Annotated in this window: 11 protein-coding genes; 10 read left to right on the top strand and 1 reads right to left on the bottom strand. The window is 36.4% G+C overall.

The window, feature by feature from the left end; genetic code table 11:
• Positions 1–96 precede the first annotated feature (96 nt).
• The 10 genes from ACFOUY_RS21220 to ACFOUY_RS21175 all read left to right on the top strand — a co-directional run bounded on the left by ACFOUY_RS21220 (position 97) and on the right by ACFOUY_RS21175 (position 14,492).
• A complete protein-coding gene (locus ACFOUY_RS21220; RefSeq protein ID WP_378963293.1) occupies positions 97–1,767 on the top strand; it encodes a glycoside hydrolase family 28 protein in 1,671 nt (556 codons plus the stop codon).
• Between the two features lies 1 nt (position 1,768).
• Entirely contained in the window at positions 1,769–3,700 is a 1,932-nt protein-coding gene (locus tag ACFOUY_RS21215; protein ID WP_378963292.1) for a glycoside hydrolase family 88 protein, read from the top strand.
• 23 nt (positions 3,701–3,723) lie between these two features.
• Complete coding sequence (gene pelA / locus ACFOUY_RS21210; protein WP_378963291.1) at positions 3,724–4,740, top strand: pectate lyase; 1,017 nt, start codon at positions 3,724–3,726, stop codon at positions 4,738–4,740.
• A 52-nt stretch (positions 4,741–4,792) separates the two neighbouring features.
• Positions 4,793–6,304: a tagaturonate reductase gene (locus ACFOUY_RS21205; protein ID WP_378963290.1), complete on the top strand. Its 1,512-nt coding sequence runs from the start codon at positions 4,793–4,795 to the stop codon at positions 6,302–6,304.
• A 2-nt stretch (positions 6,305–6,306) separates the two neighbouring features.
• Positions 6,307–7,953 (top strand): UxaA family hydrolase, encoded by a 1,647-nt coding sequence (locus ACFOUY_RS21200; protein WP_378963289.1) that lies wholly within the window; start codon positions 6,307–6,309, stop codon positions 7,951–7,953.
• 95 nt (positions 7,954–8,048) lie between these two features.
• Entirely contained in the window at positions 8,049–9,449 is a 1,401-nt protein-coding gene (uxaC, locus tag ACFOUY_RS21195; protein WP_378963288.1) for a glucuronate isomerase, read from the top strand.
• A 112-nt stretch (positions 9,450–9,561) separates the two neighbouring features.
• Positions 9,562–10,611 carry a PfkB family carbohydrate kinase gene (locus ACFOUY_RS21190; protein WP_378963287.1) on the top strand — a complete coding sequence of 350 codons (1,050 nt, stop codon included), beginning with the start codon at positions 9,562–9,564 and terminating at the stop codon, positions 10,609–10,611.
• Positions 10,608–11,270, top strand: coding sequence for a bifunctional 4-hydroxy-2-oxoglutarate aldolase/2-dehydro-3-deoxy-phosphogluconate aldolase (locus ACFOUY_RS21185; RefSeq protein WP_378963286.1), 663 nt, complete (start codon positions 10,608–10,610; stop codon positions 11,268–11,270). Before ACFOUY_RS21190 ends, ACFOUY_RS21185 begins: the two co-directional genes overlap by 4 nt.
• A gap of 30 nt (positions 11,271–11,300) precedes the next feature.
• Positions 11,301–12,740: an MFS transporter gene (locus ACFOUY_RS21180; RefSeq protein WP_378963285.1), complete on the top strand. Its 1,440-nt coding sequence runs from the start codon at positions 11,301–11,303 to the stop codon at positions 12,738–12,740.
• Between the two features lie 126 nt (positions 12,741–12,866).
• Positions 12,867–14,492, top strand: a complete 1,626-nt coding sequence (locus ACFOUY_RS21175; protein ID WP_378963284.1) for an NADP-dependent glyceraldehyde-3-phosphate dehydrogenase — start codon at positions 12,867–12,869, stop codon at positions 14,490–14,492.
• A gap of 133 nt (positions 14,493–14,625) precedes the next feature.
• On the opposite strand, the gene hisS is transcribed toward ACFOUY_RS21175, so the two are convergent.
• On the bottom strand, positions 14,626–16,017 hold the full coding sequence (hisS, locus tag ACFOUY_RS21170) for a histidine--tRNA ligase (RefSeq protein WP_378963283.1): 1,392 nt from the start codon (positions 16,015–16,017) through the stop codon (positions 14,626–14,628).
• Positions 16,018–16,186 lie beyond the last annotated feature (169 nt).

Genomic DNA, 16,186 nt, shown 5'->3' with positions numbered 1-16,186 from the left:
CTTTGGCAACGATTGCATAGATTTCTTTTCTGTTTTAGCGTTAAAGACCGTAAACTTGTTTTTACAATAACCAAGTATAATTTAACGTAGCAACTAATGAAACAATTAATAGGTCAATTACACCTTTGTAAAACGGTTTTAACTTACCTAGTTTTACTCTTTACAAGCGTTGCGATAGCACAAGCCCAAACTTTACCCATTATCCAACAGGTTAAATTTAAAAAGGACACTACGAGCATTGTTAATTTCGGTGCAAAAGGCGATGGGGTAACACTAAATACAATTAGCATAAATAAAACTATAGCAAACGTAAGCCAAAAAGGTGGTGGCGTTGTTTTAATTCCTTCTGGCTTATGGCTAACAGGACCTATAGAGTTAAAAAGTAATGTTAATCTGCACTTAAAACGCGATGCAATTCTTCAGTTTACAGATGATTTTAATCAATATAAGTTGGTTGAGGGCAACTGGGAAGGGCAACCTGCCTGGCGCAATCAAAGCCCTATTTCTGGAACTAACCTGCAAAATATCGCCATAACTGGTTCTGGAATTATTGATGGAAATGGCGGTGCATGGCGTATGGTTAAAAAAGATAAGCTTACAGAAACCCAATGGAAAAAATTAGTTTCTCGTGGTGGATTAGTTAGCGAAGATGGTAAAACATGGTATCCATCAGAAAAAACTTTTAAAGGTTCAAAAATCAAGAATGCAGGTATTATTGTAGCTGGAAAAACTGCTGCAGATTATGAAGATATTAAAGATTTTTTAAGACCAAATTTGTTAGTTTTAACCAGTTGTAAAAAGATTCTTTTGGAAGGTGTTACTTTTCAAAATTCGCCTGCCTGGAATTTACATCCATTAATGTGCGAAGATTTAACTTTAAGAAACTTGCAGGTTAAAAACCCTTGGTTTGCACAAAATGGCGATGGTGTAGATGTAGAATCTTGTAAAAACGTATTAATAGAAGGCAGCACGTTTGATGTTGGCGATGATGGGATTTGTATAAAATCGGGCAGAGATGAATCGGGCAGAAAAAGAGGAATGCCAACTGAAAATGTTATTATCAGAAATAATATTGTTTACCACGCACATGGTGGTTTCGTAATTGGAAGTGAAATGAGCGGTGGCGCCAGAAATATCTGGGTTTACGATTGTTCTTTTATTGGTACAGATATTGGTTTACGGTTTAAAACAACCCGTGGTAGGGGTGGGGTGGTAGAAAATATATATGTAAATAATATAAATATGATTGACATTCCTGGGGAAGCGATTTTATTTGATATGTACTACGCGGCTGTTGACCCGGTTCCTTTAGCTGGAGAAAAACGTGAAGCCATAAAAACCGTTCTTCTTCCTGTTACAGAAGCAACGCCACAGTTTAAAAACTTTTACATTAAAAATGTAGTTGCAAATGGCGCAGAAAAAGCAATATTTTTTAGAGGATTACCTGAAATGAATATTAAAGATATTCATTTAGAAAACGTAACTATTCAATCAAAAAAAGGAATAGAAATTATTGAGGCTTCTGGCATTTTTCTTAAAAACGTAAATGTAATAACCGAAGACACTAACCCTATTGTTAATATTCAAAACGGAACAAATATTAATATTAGTGGCTTGCAATATAAAAATGAAAGCGAATTACTTTTTAATATTTCTGGCGATAAAACCAAGGATATTAAAGTAAGTGGCACCGATGTATCCAAAGCAAAGAAAACATCAGCATTTAGTGAAGAAGTAAACAAATCAGTATTAGAGATTTCTAAATAATATGAAAAAATTTATTCAACAAGCCGCTTCAGCTCTAGCTGTTTTGATAGCTTTATCTACGAGCAGTTTTGCACAAAAGAAATTATCTGAGCAGTTAACTTTAACTGCAATGGAAACCTTGTTTCAAGATACAACTGTACTTAAAGATGCGAAGGGTCCCAAGTGGAGTTATGATATGGGTGTTGTACTGGAAGGTGCGGCACAGGTTTGGCGCAACACTGGCAACGGCGATTATTTTAAATACATCCAATCATCGATGGATGCTTATGTAGATAAAACAGGAAACATCAGAACGTATAAAGCAGAGGATTTTAATATTGATAACATAAAAAATGGTCGCTCGTTATTGTTGCTTTATAAAGTTACCGGACAACAAAAGTACTTAACTGCAGCAACGCAACTATACAGTCAATTACAACAACAACCTCGTACTAAAGAGGGTGGTTTTTGGCACAAGAAAATTTATCCAAACCAAATGTGGTTAGATGGTTTGTACATGGGCGAACCTTTTTATGCAGAATATGCCGCTTTGATGAAAAAAGAGGCTGCATTTGATGATATTGCTCAGCAGTTTATTTTAATGGAGAAAGTTTCCAGAGATACAAAAACTGGTTTACTTTATCACGGTTACGACGAAAGCAGATTAGAAAAATGGGCGGATAAAAATACCGGGAAATCACCAAATTTTTGGGGCAGAGCAATGGGCTGGTATATTATGGCACTAGTAGATGTTTTAGATAATTTCCCCAAAAATCACCCTAAAAGAGCAGAACTGATTGCAATTTTAAATCGCACAGCTGCCGCAACCGTAAAATATCAGGATGCAAAATCTGGTGTTTGGTTCGATATTCTGAATATGCCAAAACGCAAAGGAAATTACCTTGAATCCTCTGCTTCTAGCATGCTTGTTTATGGCTTGGCTAAAGGCGTTCGCAAGGGATATTTGCCAAAATCGTACTTAAATGCTGCGAATAAAGGTTATGCTGGCTTAAAGAAAGAATTTATAGAGTCTGCTGGCAATGAAAGGGTAAACTTAACCAAAACTGTTTCTGTTTCCGGTTTGGGTGGAAAACCAAAATATCGTGATGGTAGTTTTGAATATTACATCAGCGAGAAAGTAATTACAAACGACCCAAAAGGTGTAGGCGCATTTATTTGTGCTGCTGCTGAAATGGAGATTGATGCTTTACCTAAACCAGGAAAAGGCTTAACCGTAACGGTTGATAATTTTTTCAATAATGAATTCATGACTGGTCCAACTGGTGATAAAATTCCTTTTCATTATTTATGGAACGAAGATGATAACAATGGTTTCTCCCTTTTCGGAAAAGTATTTAACGATGCTGGTGTAAAAACATCAACACTATCATCTGCACCCACTACAGCAAATTTAAAAGCTTCTAATATCTACATTATCGTAGACCCTGATACGGAAAAAGAAACTGTAAATCCGAATTTTATGAATGCTGCTCATGCAAAGCAAATTAGCGAATGGGTAAAGGCTGGAGGTGTTTTGGTGCTCTTATTAAACGATGTTGGCAATTGCGAAATCACAAAATTTAATGTTTTACCAGAAACTTTTGGCATTCATTTTAATGAAGATAGCCGTAATAAAGTGCAAGGATTAAACTTTGAACAAGGCGCTATAAAAATCCCTGCCGGAAACAGCATTTTCCAAACAGCTAAGAAAGTTTATATCAAAGAAATTTCTACAATCACAGCTAAAGCCCCAGCGGTTTCTGCATTAACAGATAACGGAGATGTAATTATTGCGACTGCAAAATATGGCAAGGGAACTGTTTTTGCCGTTGGCGACCCTTGGTTTTACAATGAATATATCGATGGAAGAAAGCTTCCAAAAGATTTGGAAAATTATAAGGCAACCAACGATTTAGTAAACTGGCTGATTAAACAAGTACCAGGGAAGAAATAGGTGATTTTTATAACACAACAAACATGAAAAGATTAAAAACATTTCTTTCCCTTGCTTTAAGCACATTGCTAATGTCTTGTTTTGCACAAGTACCAACTGATTCTGTTGCAGATAAAATGCTGATTTACCAGTTAAGTAACGGCGGATGGCCAAAGCAGCTTGAAGATAAAAGTGTAGTGAATTATAGCTTAGCTTTAACACCAGAAATAAAAGAAAAAATAAAAGCAACTACAGATCTACATGCAACTTTCGATAATAAAGCAACAAGCAGGGAGGTGGTTTATCTGGTAAAGGCATATAAAAAAACACAGAATAAAACCTATTTAAAAGCTGCAGAAAAAGGCTTGGATTATATATTAATGGCACAATATCTAAATGGTGGTTGGCCACAATATTATCCTGATAAAGCACTATATCGTTCTGAAATTACTTATAACGATGATGCAATGATTAACGTTTTAAATATACTGCAAGATATTGCTTCAAAAACCAACGATTTTGATGCAGTAAATCCCAGCTACATTCCTAAAGCAGAAAAGGCTATAAAAAAAGGCATCGATTGTATTTTAAAAACGCAAGTTAAACAAAAAGGAAATTTAACCATTTGGGCTGCGCAATATGATAAAGATTCTATGTTGCCAGCTAAGGCCAGAGCTTTTGAACCCGCTTCTTTAAGTACAGCCGAGTCGGTAAGCATTGTTCGTTTCCTAATGCGTCTAAAAAATCCGTCTCCAGACATTAAAACTTCAATAGCTGGTGCTGTGAAATGGTTTAGTGATAATAAAATTTTGGGCTACCGTTTCGATAGAGAAAAAACCTCCTCTGGTTTAATAGCGGATAATTCTAGCGTTGTTTGGGCTCGTTTTTATGATTTAGAAAAGAACATTCCAATTTTTGGAGACCGTGATAACACCATAAAACTAAAACTTGAGGATTTAAGTCCAGAGCGCCGTAATGGTTATGCATGGTATGGTAACTGGGCGCAGAAAATTATAGAAAAAGAATATCCAAAATGGTTAATAACCAACGGAACAAAATAAAATTTTAATACGTCATTGTTTCATTCCTAGCAATGACGGAAATCGTAAGAAGATGATTTTAAGCAAAGAAAATTTAAAAAATATTAGCGGGGAAAGCGTAAATAAACCTGCAGTAGAACTTTTAGAATTGCCCGAAAGAGTGATTCAATTTGGCACCGGGGTTTTACTTCGTGGCTTGCCCGATTATTTTATCGACAAAGCCAACAGGGCTGGCGTTTTTAATGGTCGTGTTTTGGTTGTAAAATCAACTAGTCAAGGCGGTGCCGATGCTTTTTCTAAACAAGATAATCTTTATACACTTTGTGTTAAGGGAATCGAAGATGGCGTAAAAGTTGAAGAAAATATAATCAATTCTTCTATTAGCCGTGTTTTATCTGCTTCGCAAGATTGGACTGAAATTTTAAAAGCTGCTCATAATCCTGATTTGCAAGTTGTAATCTCTAATACGACCGAAGTTGGAATTGTGTTGAGCGAAGATAAAATTACTGATAATCCACCCCAATCTTATCCGGGTAAATTACTTGCTTTTTTACACGAAAGGTATAAAGCTTTTAATGGTTCAGAAGAAAGCGGAATGGTTATCGTACCAACAGAATTAATTAGCGATAATGCAGATAAACTGAAAGAAATTTTGCTAAAACTTTCGGTTCAGAATAAATTAAGTTGGGATTTTGAGCAGTGGTTAAAAACGTCTAATCATTTTTGCAAAACTTTGGTTGATAGAATTGTTCCGGGTAAACTACCTGCTACACAGCAAACATCAATTCAAGAGCAGTTAGGCTACGAAGATGAGTTGATGATTATGGCAGAGCCTTTCAGGCTTTGGGCTATCGAATCAGCAAACCCAAGAGTAAAAGAGATTTTATCTTTTGAACAAGCAGATAAAGGGGTTTTTATCGTTCCATCTATAAATAAATTTAAAGAATTAAAGCTTCGTTTACTCAACGGAACGCATACTTTAAGTTGTGGCTTAGCAATTTTATCAGGTTTCAATACGGTTAAAGAAGCAATGGCTGATGAAGTTTTCGCTAAATACGTTTCTAACTTGATGCAACAGGAAATTGCGCATTCTTTAGAAAACGATGATATTACTTATCAAGATGCTATCGATTTTGCGTCTAGTGTAATCGACCGTTTTAGCAACCCATCTTTAGAACATCAATGGCAAGCAATTACGTTAAATTTTACCTCAAAAATGCAGATGCGTAATATGCCTTTAATCAGGAAATATTATAGTCAGAAAAACGAAGTACCACCTCTTATTGCGCTTGGCCTTTCGGCTTATATCATCTTCATGAATACCACAAAAGATGGTGCAAATTACGTTGCAAACGTGAATGGTAAAACTTATCCTGTTCAAGATGAATTTGCAGAAATTTTATACACTTACTGGCAAAATCCAGAAACTGCAATTGATAATATTTTAGGCGACAGACGTTTGTGGGATAAAAACTTAAATAATTATCCTGGCTTTAACGCAGCTATTAAAAATTACGTTGATTTGCTACAAAATACAGGTGCAAAGGAAACATTAAGTAACTTGCATACAGAAAGAACAATTTAAAAATGGTTACAAGAATTTTAAAAATTCATCCGAACGATAATGTGTTAGTTGCCTTACAAGATTTGGCAAAAGGTGAAACCATTATTCATGATGGGCATGAATATACTTTACAGGATGATATTCAGGCAAAGCATAAGTTTTTTATGCAGGATATGAATGCAGGCGACCACATTATTATGTATGGTGTGTTGGTTGGAAAAGCACAGCATTTTATCTTAAAAGGTGGTTTAATGGATACTGAAAATACCAAACATGCTTCAGATCCATTCGAGTTTCGTCCCTATCATTATGAGTGGCATGCACCGGACGTTTCGAAATATGCCGACAGAACTTTTAATGGTTATATCCGTAATGATGGTCGCGTTGGAACAGCAAATTACTGGCTTTTTATCCCCACGGTTTTTTGCGAAAATCGTAATTTGGATGTAATCCGTGAGGCGCTACATAACGAATTGGGTTACGCAGTAACCGATAAATACAAATCATACACGCATCAATTAGTTGATGCATATAAAAATGGAGAAATTCTTGGCGAAGCTGATATAAGTTCTATCGGGCAAGCTAATCCTGCTGCAAATAGAATTTTCAAAAATGTTGATGGTATTAAGTTTTTAAACCATCAGGGTGGTTGCGGTGGTACTCGTCAGGATGCTGCGGTTTTAAGTAAATTATTAGCAGCTTATGCCGACCATCCAAACGTCGCTGGTGTTACCGTTTTAAGCTTAGGTTGCCAGAATTTACAGGTTCAGGATTTTATGGATGACTTAAAACACCGTAGTCCGAATTTTGATAAACCGTTATTTATTTTCGAACAACAACAATCGCAAAGCGAAGAACAATTAGTAAAAGAAGCGATTAGAAAAACCTTTATCGGTTTAACAGAAATTAATAAAATAGAACGTCAGCCAGCACCTTTAAGCAAATTAGTTTTAGGTGTAAAATGTGGAGGAAGCGATGGTTTTAGTGGCATAAGTGCAAATCCAGCTGTTGGTTATACTTCCGATTTATTAGTGGCTTTAGGCGGAACAGTTTTACTTGCAGAATTCCCTGAACTTTGCGGTGCAGAACAACAATTAATAGACCGTACTAAAGATGAAACTGCAGCACGTAAATTCATTCAGTTAATGACGGCTTATAACCAATCGGCAGAAAACGTAGGTTCGGGCTTTTTCATGAATCCATCACCAGGAAATATTAAGGACGGTTTAATTACCGATGCGATAAAAAGCACTGGTGCAGCCAAAAAGGGAGGCACATCGCCAGTTGAAGATGTTTTAGATTATACCGAACCTGCAACAAAGCCTGGTTTAAATTTGGTTTGTACACCCGGTAATGATGTAGAAGCAACAACAGGAAAAGCGGCTTCTGGCGCTACTTTGATTTTGTTTACAACAGGCTTAGGCACGCCAACCGGAAATCCGGTTTGCCCCACCATCAAGGTTGCTACAAATAACAAGTTAACTAAACGCATGGGCGATATTATCGACATCAATTGTGGGCCAGTTATCGAAGGTGAAAAAACCATAGAACAAATGGGTGAAGATATTCTTGAATACTGCATTAAAGCGGCAAGCGGAGAAGTAATTCCGAAAGCAGTTTTACTAAATCAAGATGATTTTATCCCATGGAAACGTGGTGTGAGTTTGTAGTGAAAAACTAATGGTCTGTGTCCTCACAGACCAATAACATAATATTAACAGATAGAAGTCTTCATTTCGCCTCTATCTAAAAACCTCATTTTAGAATGAAATCTTTTTTAGACGAAAACTTTCTTTTGCAAACTAAAACAGCTCAAAAGCTTTATCACGATTTTGCAAAATCAATGCCGATTATCGATTATCATAATCACTTAATTCCCGAGCAAATTGCAAATAATATTCAGTTTTCGAATATTAGTCAGGTTTGGCTTGCAGGCGACCATTACAAATGGAGAGCCATGCGAGCGAACGGTGTTGATGAAAAATACATTACCGGGAATGCAACAGATTACGAGAAATTTGAAAAATGGGCAGAAACCGTTCCTTATACTTTAAGAAACCCATTGTATCATTGGACACATTTGGAACTGCAACGTTATTTCGGAATTAATGAATTGCTTTCAGGTAAAACGGCGCAAAAAATTTACGACGAATGTTCATCAAAATTGCAAGCATCAGATTATTCGGTTCGTGGTTTATTGGCGAAAATGAATGTTGAAGCCGTATGTACAACTGATGATCCTTTAGATAGCTTAAATTTTCATCAGCAATTGGCAGCTGAGGGAACAAACCTGAAAATGTTGCCAGCTTTCCGTCCGGATAAAGCGATGAATAGTGATGATATTGAAGGTTTAAATGAATATATTGATAAATTAGAATCTGTTGTAAACAAAACAATAGGCAGTTTTCAGGATTATCTTGATGCTCTAAAAAGTCGTCACGATTATTTTGCGGCTAACGGCTGTTCTGTTTCCGACCATGGTTTAGAGCAAATTTACGCTGAGGATTATACTGATGCAGAAATTACGTCGATCTTCGAAAAAATTAGAAGTAAAAAAGGTATTTCTTTCGAGGAAAACTTAAAATTCAAATCGGCTATGCTGATTTATTTTGCAGAGTGGGATCACGAAAAAGGTTGGGTACAACAATATCATTTAGGCGCTTTGCGTAACAACAATGCACGTATGTTAAGGCAATTAGGTCCGGATACAGGTTGGGATTCTATAGGAGATTTTAGCCAGGCCAGAATGCTTTCTAAATTTTTAAACCGATTGGATAATCAGGATAAATTGGCTAAAACCATAATCTATAATTTAAATCCGGCAGATAATGAATTAATTGCAACCATGATTGGCAACTTCAATGATGGTTCAATTGCTGGAAAAGTTCAATTCGGTTCTGCATGGTGGTTTTTGGACCAAAAAGATGGGATGATAAAACAACTGAATGCACTCTCAAACATGGGACTTTTAAGTCGTATGGTTGGTATGCTTACCGATTCGCGTAGTTTTCTTTCTTTCCCTCGTCACGAATATTTCAGAAGAATAGTTTGTAATCTTTTTGGTGATGATGTGGAGAATGGCGAATTGCCAAACGACATGGAATGGATTGGCAAAATTGTGCAGGATATTTCGTATTTTAACGCAAAAAATTACTTTAAATTTTAATAAAAATGAACTTTTTAAAGGGAAATGATTAGAATCAAATCGTTTCAATCGATTTCCTTTCATCTTCTGTTTCGAATTAAAAACGAACAGAAATGTGCCGATTAACCAAACAATGAGCGAGCAGATATTATCAAAATCAAAAAACGGAAAAAAAGTTTTAAGCTTCGGGGAAATCCTTTTACGCATTTGCCCAGATATGGATGGCGAATGGCTTAAAGAAAATAAATTACCATTTTATGTTGGTGGAGCAGAATTAAATGTGGCCACAGCTTTGGCACTTTGGAATGTTCCATCGGCTTATTTATCAGCGGTGCCTGATAATTCTGTTACAAGAGAAATTGTAGACTATCTTGATAAGCGAAATATAGATACATCGCCAATGATTTACCATGGCGAGCGTCTTGGTTTATATTATCTCCCGAAGGGAAAAGATTTAAAAAACGCGGGTGTTATTTACGATAGAGCAAATTCGGCTTATGCAGATTTAAAAATTGGTCAAATTAATTGGGAAGAAATTTTTGAAGATGTTAGCTGGTTTCATTTTAGCGCCATTTGTCCAGCGATAAACCAATCTATTGCTGATATATGTTTAGAAGCCTTAAAAGTAGCCGCTTCGAAAAACATTACCATTTCTTTGGATTTAAATTACCGTGCAAAACTTTGGAAATACGGAAAAGAACCCATCAATATTTTACCAGAATTAGCCAAATATTGTACGCTGATTATGGGAAATGTTTGGGCGGCAAATAAAATGCTCGGTACTGCACTTCACGATGATTTAAAACCAACCGAAGGCTATGCAAAGGAAACGTTACTGCAACAAGCAACAGATACTTCGAAAGAAATATTAAGTTTGTTCACAGCCTGCAAAGCTGTAGCGAATACCTTCCGTTTTGATAATGGAAAAGGCATTAGATATTATACTGCAATATATACAAATGACGAATTAACGGTTTCTAAAGAATATGTTTCAGAAGAAATTTTAGATAAGGTTGGCAGTGGCGATTGTTTTATGGCGGGATTAATTTATGGTTTTTACAACCATTTACCCGTTAGCGAAACTTTAAACTTTGCTACTGCAGCAGCATACGATAAATTATATATTCCAAGCGATGCAACAACCAGTACTGTTGCCGACATAGAAAAAAGAATAATAAGATGATAACCAATAAGCATAAAATTTTAGATGCCATTTTAGAGCAAGGCATGTTACCACTTTTTTATCAGGATAGTGAAGAAGGTAGTGTAGAAATCCTTCGGGCTTTGTATAAAGCTGGTGTTCGTGTTTTCGAATACACCAATCGCGGTAAATCGGCTTTGCCTAATTTTAAGAAATTAAAAGAAGTACGCGACGCTGAAATGCCTGATTTATATTTAGGAATTGGTACGATAAAAACACCTGCTGATGCGAATGCTTTTATTGAAGCCGGAACGGATTTTATTGTAGCACCAATTGTTAATCCTGCTGTTGCAGAAATTGCAAATAAAATTGGTATGCTTTGGATTCCTGGCTGTATGACACCCACAGAAATCAGCATTGCGCAAGAGCATAAAGCCATGTTAATTAAAATTTTTCCTGCAAATATTTTAGGTCCAGAGTTTATATCTTCTATTAAAGATTTATTCGCCGGACAACTTTTTATGCCAACGGGAGGCGTAGAAATTAATCTCGACAACTTAAAAACCTGGTTTAAATCGGGTGTTTGTGCTGTTGGAATGGGCAGTAAATTAATTAGTAAAGATGTTATGAGCAAACGCCTTTACGATGAGCTGTTTGATAACACCAAATTAGCAATCGATTTAATTAAGCAAAGCAAATAACCTTAGTCTCAACCTCAACAAACTAACCAAATGAACCAACCAAAAACAAGCAAATACAGATGGACGATATGTTTACTCTTGTTTCTTGCTACCACAATAAATTATTTAGATAGACAGGTACTTTCGTTAACATGGACTGATTTTATTAAACCAGAATTTCATTGGGATAATAACGACTATGGAAATATAACAGCGCTGTTTTCTATTTTTTATGCCATATCGATGCTTTTTGCAGGTCGTTTGGTTGATAAATTAGATACTAAAAAAGGCTTTTTGTGGGCAATTGGAATTTGGTCGGTTGGTGCTTGTTTACATGCTTTTTGTGGAATTGCAACCGCCGGAATAATAAATGGAAATTGGCTTGTTGGTTTTGAAGGTGCTAAAGAAATTATCGGAGGAATTAACAATACTGGAATGGTTGTTTCTGTGAGTGTTACCTTATTTATTTTTGCCCGATTTGTATTAGCAGTTGGTGAGGCAGGAAATTTCCCGGCAGCAATTAAAGCAACCGCAGAGTATTTCCCCAAAAAAGATAGAGCATTTGCTACCAGTATTTTCAATGCTGGCGCAACAGTTGGTGCATTAGCTGCGCCAATTACAATTCCATTTATTGCTAGAGCTTATGGTTGGGAGATGGCATTTCTTATTATTGGTGCATTAGGTTTTATATGGATGGGTTTATGGGTTTTCGTTTACAATAAGCCCGAGCTACATAAAAGAGTTAGCTCAGAAGAATTAGCTTACATACAACAAGACGTTATTAATGATAGAAAACTTGCCGATTACGTAGAAGAAACGGAGGAAAAAGTCTCTTTTATAGATTGTTTTAAATACAAACAAACCTGGGCGTTTGCCTTTGGTAAATTTATGACAGATGGTGTTTGGTGGTTCTTTTTATTCTGGACCCCGGCTTATTTAAAATCTGTTTACGGGATGGACTCTACCCAAAGTGCATTACCATTATTTGTACTTTACATGATAACCTTACTTTCGATTATTGGAGGTTGGTTACCAACTTATTTTGTTGATAAGAAAGGAATGAACCCTTACGAAGGCAGAATGAGAGCCATGTTAATTTTTGCATTTTTCCCTCTTTTAGCTTTGGCTGCACAACCTTTAGGCCACATTACTTATTGGATTCCGGTAATTATTATTGGTATTGCTGGTGCGGCGCACCAGGCTTGGTCGGCAAATATTTTTTCTACCGTTGGCGATATGTTTCCTAAAAAGGCAATTGCAACTATAACCGGAATAGGCGGTATGGCAGGTGGTATTGGCGCTTTTATTATCAACAAAGGCTCTGGTGTGTTATTCGATTATACGGGTAAAAACAAAATCGTTTTCATGGGTTTTAAAGGTGAAGAAGCAGGTTACTTCATTATATTTTCTATCTGTGCGGTTTGTTACCTAATCGGCTGGGTTGTAATGAAAGCCCTTGTACCGAAATATAAAGTTATCGAACTAAAATAAAATTGATTTTAAACAATGGAAGCCTTTAATTGGGCTTCCAAATTTCAAAATATAACCAAATCACATTAAAAATCTATACTAAAACTATGGATTTAACAGAACTATAAACCCTTAAAACAAACCAAATTGAGCACAACTTTAAATCTCGAAAGTATTTTCGTTGATGAAAGCCAGATTCCTGAGGAATTCAGGCTCAAGGAAGAAATCAATCAAAAAGAATTTCTTTCTAACGGAGAAATGAAAACATGGAGCGGACCTTTTAACGAGGTTTTTTCTCCGGTATGCGTAAAAACCGCAGATGGCTTGAAGCGAAAACGCATTGGTAGTTTTCCTGTGTGTACGGAAAAAGAATCTGCCGAAGCATTGGATGCAGCTGTTGCTGCTTACGATAATGGTCGCGGGCAATGGCCTACCATGAGTGTTGCCGACCGCATAAGCTGTGTAGAAAACTTCACACACAAAATGATTGAGCAAAAAGATATTGTTGCGAAATTAATTATGTGGGAAATCGGTAAATCTTATTCAGATTCTATCAAGGAATTTGATCGTACAGTGGAATATATTTACGCCACTATCGATGCTTTAAAAGATATCGACAGGCAATCTTCACGTTTTGAAATTGAGCAAGGAATTGTTGCACAGGTTCGTCGTTCCCCGCTTGGCGTTGTGCTTTGCATGGGGCCTTTTAACTATCCATTAAACGAAACTTTCACAACGTTAATTCCGGCGTTAATTATGGGTAACACCATTTTGTTTAAACCACCAAAACACGGAACTTTATTACATTATCCCTTGTTAGAGGCCTTTCGTTCAAGCTTCCCTAAAGGTGTTGTAAATACGATTTACGGTCGTGGAAATACGATTGTTCCGGGATTAATGAAATCGGGAAAGATTAATGTTTTAACATTAATTGGTTCGAGTAAAGTAGCTAATGAGTTGAAAAAACTGCATCCAAAAGTTAATCGTTTAAGAGCAATTTTAGGTTTGGATGCTAAAAATGCAGCAATTATTACAAAAGATGCTGATTTAAATTTAGCCGTTTCTGAAACACTTTTAGGTTCGCTTTCTTTTAACGGACAGCGTTGTACAGCAATTAAAATTGTTTATGTACACCGCAGTTTGGCACAAGAGTTTTTAAAACGTCTATCTGCTGAGGTAGAAAAATTAAAATTTGGAATGCCTTGGGAAAAAGGAGTTGCTTTAACGCCTCTTCCAGAATTGAACAAGCCAGAATATTTAAAGGAATGCATTGATGATGCAGTTGCTCATGGCGCTAAAGTGGTAAATAAAAATGGCGGTCAAACGCTCGAAACTTTCGTTTATCCAGCCATTGTTTATCCTGTTAACAGCAATATGAAATTGTATCGCGAAGAACAGTTTGGCCCAATTGTTCCAGTTGTTCCTTTCGATGATTTGGAAGAACCAATTGAGTATTTAATTGGCTCGCCACACGGACAACAAGTAAGTATTTTTAGTAATAATTCAGCAGTTATTTCTTCATTAATTGACCCATTGGTTAACCAGGTTAGTCGAGTAAACATTAACTGCCAATGCCAACGTGGTCCTGATGCGTTTCCATTTACTGGTAGAAAAGACAGCGCTGAAGGAACACTTTCAGTGGTTGATGCCTTGCGTTCTTTCTCTATCCGTTCTTTGGTGGCAACTAAACTTACAGATAGCAACAAGAAATTATTGAACGAGATTGTTAGCGGTAATGATTCGAATTTCTTAAGTACGAAATATATTTTTTAAAGATTAATTTCAATAAGATTATACCCCAGATTTACAGTTTTTAAGCTGCGAATCTGGGGGTTTTTGTTTTCTTTATGATTTTTGCTGTGGAATGTGCTAAATTTTGTATCCTTTGTAATTTGATGGTGAAAACCTACTTCAACAAATCCAAAATACCCAAAACCGTTAACTTTTTTTGCTCACCGCTTTGCATATCCTTTAACGTTAATTCGCCGCTTGCAATTTCATCACCACCAATTAAAATTACGTAAGGAATGTTCTTGGCATCTGCGTAAGCCATTTGTTTTTTCAGCTTTGCTGATGATGGATATAATTCCGTTGCTATTCCTGCATTTCTGAATTGTTGTAAAATAGGTAGAGCATATTTTTCGGCCTCATCATCGAAATTGCTGATTAAAACTTTTGTTCCAACTTCTGCCGATGCAGGGAAAAGATTTAATTCTTCCAATACATCGTAAATTCTGTCGGCACCAAATGAAACGCCAACGCCAGTTAAACCTTTCAAGCCAAACATGCCAGTTAAATCGTCATAACGACCGCCACCACCAATACTGCCCATCGCAACTTCATTGGTTTTAACCTCGAAAATACAACCTGTATAATAATTTAAGCCACGAGCTAAAGTGATGTCTAATTCTACCTTAGCCGTTAATGGCAAGCCATAAGAAATTAAACTTTCTACATATTCAAAAACCTGTTCGATTTCTGCCGCGCCTTTTAAACCCGTTTCAGATCCCGCTAACACGTCTTTTAAACTTGTTAGCTTTTCTTCGTTGGTTCCCTCTAATAAAATAACGGGACGAAGTTTTTCCAAATCATCTTCAGTGAAACCGCGTTCTAATAATTCTTTACTTACACCATCTAAACCGATTTTATCCAGTTTATCGATAGCGACAGTCATATCGATAATCAAATCAGGTTTACCTATAATTTCGGCGATGCCTGATAGAATTTTTCTATTATTAATTTTGATGCTGAAATCTTTAAGCCCTAATTTGGCTAGGGCTTCATTGTAAATCAGGATAAATTCTGCCTCATTTAACAAACTTTCTGAACCTACAACATCTACATCACATTGGTAAAACTCACGGTATCTGCCTTTTTGAGGTCTATCGGCACGCCAAACCGGCTGAACCTGAAAACGTTTAAAAGGCAAGGTGATTTCGTGTTGATGCATTACTACGTAACGGGCAAAAGGAACGGTTAAATCGTAACGTAGGGCTTTTTCGGAAATTAAAGGAATAAGCTTATTACTGTTGTCGTCCTGAGCGAAGTCGAAGGAATGTTTCTTTGCATCCTTTAAATACTCCCCACTATTCAAAATCTTAAAAATCAGTTTATCACCTTCATCGCCATACTTTCCGGTTAAGGTAGAAAGGTTTTCGAAACTTGGCGTTTGAATTTCGGCGTAACCATATTTTTTGAAAACCGTTTTAATTGTATCGTAAATAAAGTTGCGTTTTACCATTTCAACAGGCGAAAAATCGCGTGTACCTTTTGCTAATGAGGGTTTAATAACTGACATAGCTGCAAAAGTACAAAAAGGTTTATTAACCACAGAGCGCACAGAGATTTTCACAGAGAATATAAGAGCTTGCTAGAAACCGCTAGCTAAAGCCCAGCGGCAATGAATAGCAAAGTTTCTAAAAGCGATCGTTATTGTGCTCGCTGAAAAAATAACTGTAATTAAAAGG

The sequence above is a fragment of the Pedobacter jamesrossensis genome (genome assembly GCF_042650905.1).
GTDB lineage: Bacteria > Bacteroidota > Bacteroidia > Sphingobacteriales > Sphingobacteriaceae > Pedobacter > Pedobacter jamesrossensis.
The sequence above is the reverse complement of the archived record's forward strand: the minus strand, read 5'-3'. Positions and strand labels throughout refer to the sequence as shown.

What these genes read in the sequence shown, in the direction of transcription:
- uxaC (WP_378963288.1), top strand. Translation starts at nt 8,049, where the DNA reads ATGAAATCTTTTTTAGACGAAAACTTTCTTTTGCAAACTAAAACAGCT.
- ACFOUY_RS21205 (WP_378963290.1), top strand. Translation starts at nt 4,793, where the DNA reads ATGATTTTAAGCAAAGAAAATTTAAAAAATATTAGCGGGGAAAGCGTA.
- ACFOUY_RS21185 (WP_378963286.1), top strand. Translation starts at nt 10,608, where the DNA reads ATGATAACCAATAAGCATAAAATTTTAGATGCCATTTTAGAGCAAGGC.
- ACFOUY_RS21190 (WP_378963287.1), top strand. Translation starts at nt 9,562, where the DNA reads ATGAGCGAGCAGATATTATCAAAATCAAAAAACGGAAAAAAAGTTTTA.
- pelA (WP_378963291.1), top strand. Translation starts at nt 3,724, where the DNA reads ATGAAAAGATTAAAAACATTTCTTTCCCTTGCTTTAAGCACATTGCTA.
- ACFOUY_RS21220 (WP_378963293.1), top strand. Translation starts at nt 97, where the DNA reads ATGAAACAATTAATAGGTCAATTACACCTTTGTAAAACGGTTTTAACT.
- ACFOUY_RS21215 (WP_378963292.1), top strand. Translation starts at nt 1,769, where the DNA reads ATGAAAAAATTTATTCAACAAGCCGCTTCAGCTCTAGCTGTTTTGATA.
- hisS (WP_378963283.1), bottom strand. Translation starts at nt 16,017, where the DNA reads ATGTCAGTTATTAAACCCTCATTAGCAAAAGGTACACGCGATTTTTCG.
- ACFOUY_RS21180 (WP_378963285.1), top strand. Translation starts at nt 11,301, where the DNA reads ATGAACCAACCAAAAACAAGCAAATACAGATGGACGATATGTTTACTC.
- ACFOUY_RS21200 (WP_378963289.1), top strand. Translation starts at nt 6,307, where the DNA reads ATGGTTACAAGAATTTTAAAAATTCATCCGAACGATAATGTGTTAGTT.